The sequence below is a fragment of the Nocardia amamiensis genome, from assembly GCF_015477605.1.
Lineage (GTDB): Bacteria > Actinomycetota > Actinomycetes > Mycobacteriales > Mycobacteriaceae > Nocardia > Nocardia amamiensis_A.
The window spans coordinates 1-237 of record NZ_JADLQX010000392.1 but is presented as its reverse complement, the minus strand read 5'-3'; the positions used below and the strand labels follow the sequence as shown (position 1 = coordinate 237).

Here is a 237-nt window from a genome sequence, read left to right as displayed (position 1 = left end):
ACGCCGGTGGCTCCAACGACCCCCGCCGCTGGACATGGAAGAAGTACCTGCACGCCTTCGCCATCGACAGCGGCTTGGAGATCATGGTCTGCCACTACCCTCCCGGAACTCAATGCCGTTGCTTGACAAGGCAAGTGGTTCGTCGCGGTCGTGGTGACACATGTTGGTGATGTGATCTTGTATCGGGCATGCATCCTTGGACCGGGTTGTCGGATCGCGTGGAGTTGGGGGCGGTGA

1 pseudogene is annotated in these 237 nt (G+C 60.3%); it reads left to right on the top strand.

Annotated features, from left to right (window positions below):
• Positions 1-110 (top strand): annotated as a pseudogene (locus IU459_RS38245) (ISAzo13-like element transposase-related protein); the annotation flags it as partial.
• Positions 111-237 lie beyond the last annotated feature (127 nt).